Origin of the sequence: Novipirellula caenicola (assembly GCF_039545035.1) — a bacterium.
GTDB classification, from domain to species: domain Bacteria; phylum Planctomycetota; class Planctomycetia; order Pirellulales; family Pirellulaceae; genus Novipirellula; species Novipirellula caenicola.
Window position 1 is genome coordinate 1 of the sequence record NZ_BAABRO010000067.1, and the last position, 1,660, is coordinate 1,660.

3 protein-coding genes are annotated in these 1,660 nt (G+C 56.0%); all 3 read right to left on the reverse strand.

What is annotated here, in order from left to right; translation table 11 throughout:
* Positions 1-344: 344 nt before the first annotated feature.
* Positions 345-695 (reverse strand): hypothetical protein, encoded by a 351-nt coding sequence (locus tag ABEA92_RS31275; RefSeq protein ID WP_345689806.1) that lies wholly within the window; start codon positions 693-695, stop codon positions 345-347.
* A complete protein-coding gene (locus ABEA92_RS31280) occupies positions 692-955 on the reverse strand; it encodes a hypothetical protein (RefSeq protein WP_345689808.1) in 264 nt (87 codons plus the stop codon). Before ABEA92_RS31280 ends, ABEA92_RS31275 begins: the two co-directional genes overlap by 4 nt.
* 517 nt (positions 956-1,472) lie before the next feature.
* Positions 1,473-1,660: hypothetical protein (locus ABEA92_RS31285; RefSeq protein WP_345689810.1), on the reverse strand; the 188-nt coding region annotated here is incomplete at its 5' end.

A 1,660-nucleotide genomic window follows, 5' to 3' on the forward strand; every position in this document is an offset into this window, starting at 1 on the left:
GTATTTGTTGAACAGGATGTATCTGTACTCCTTCGCACCAGCTATGCCACCTGCAAAAATGACAGCGGCAATAATTAGAGTGAACCGTTTCATAGCTTAACTCCGGGTATTGCCAGTCGGCGAACGGCAGGGTTTTGCGGGCGGCGGCGATTGACGTGCAAGCAGACAGTAACGGCGACCACCGCCGCTCCGTCAACAACCCATGGTTATCGGCGATTATAGCGGGCATTGATCGAGTGTTGGTCCGCGAGAGTGGAAAGCAACGACGGAACATCGCCAGCATGCGGCGAGCAAGATCTGCGCGAGCAGAAATCAACGCCGGGACGGCGATACGCAGGCAAAGATCATGGTGCAATCCACGGTCGGTGAAGCAAGACGCCAATTAGCAGCCCACAAACACCCCCAACAATCACGTACTGAAGTTCATAGCGATGCTGAGGCGCAGAGGCGATCGCCGGCGCGAGCGATAGCCCAAGCAGCCCGAAGGCGACGATCCACGCGAGGGTTTTAGCGATCCGAGTCACGACGACGGGCATTGTGCGAGTTTGTTTGCCGTGTCCGAGTAGCGTCAAGCGAGCGGAAAGGCGACCAGTCAGTCCGATAACGGCACCAATCACCCGGCGGCGACGAGAGATTGTCCATTTTAAAACGCCCGACTTCGCCGCTCGGGTGCATCCGACGGTTCCCCACGTCATCGATTGCGGGCAACCAAGGTGCCCAGCCAGTAAGCCGACGCCATCACAGCATAAACGATCACGCACCAAAATGGGATGATCACGAATTCGGTGATTGGGGCGAGGGTCAATCCAGTGTCATTGCTTATGCGACGTCGCGCAGTTTCTGCTTGCGGTGATGTATCGGCGACATCATAAGCTGCGGCCGCTTGTTCGATTTCGGCGCGGCGTACCGGAATCAAAAAGAGCAGTGTGAAGTAAGCGAATATGCAGGCGATCATGAAGACCAATGGTTCCGAACCCGGTCGAAGCAGATGGCGACGGATTGAGTAAGCGAAAGCAGGCGTCGCTAGAACGCAGAGGAAGAGTGCGGTAGATGCAAGCAAACTGGGAACTTCAATCGGGGAACGGGAGCGATGTGCGGGCGGCGAAGGGTGATTGAACCACTTTGCAAAAACGATGACGCCGCTCCGTCACCATCGCATGGTTATCGCAGATCGCAGCAAGCATGAATCGAGCATGGATGCGGTGGCGTCCCGCCCCGTGGGTGGCCCGTCAAGCAGACAACCGTTGGGATCGACCAGTGATGCTAGTGTAACGGACTGCGATGACAAGATGTTGCACGAACACCAACGGGAAATTCGCGCGTTACGCCAGCGGTGGAATGAATTGCAAAACCAACGCAGGCCACGCAGCTAGTTGCGATAACGGCCGCGATATGCGGGCGGCGGGAGTTGGCTCTCCATTTGTGGGCGTCGACCACCGCCGCTCCGTATCATCGCATGGTTCTGCGTTGTATCAGTCTTCGGCTAAGTGCCAAAAGCCGTCAATCGCAGATTGCATCTCATCGTACTCCAGCTCGAATACGCGAGCAATGTAAAGAATCGCGTCACCAACAACAGTGCGCTGCTCGTGCGACAATAGCTGAAATCGCTCGGTGCCATGAATCGAGAATGTCACGAGAACGGAAAATACGTGATCGAATC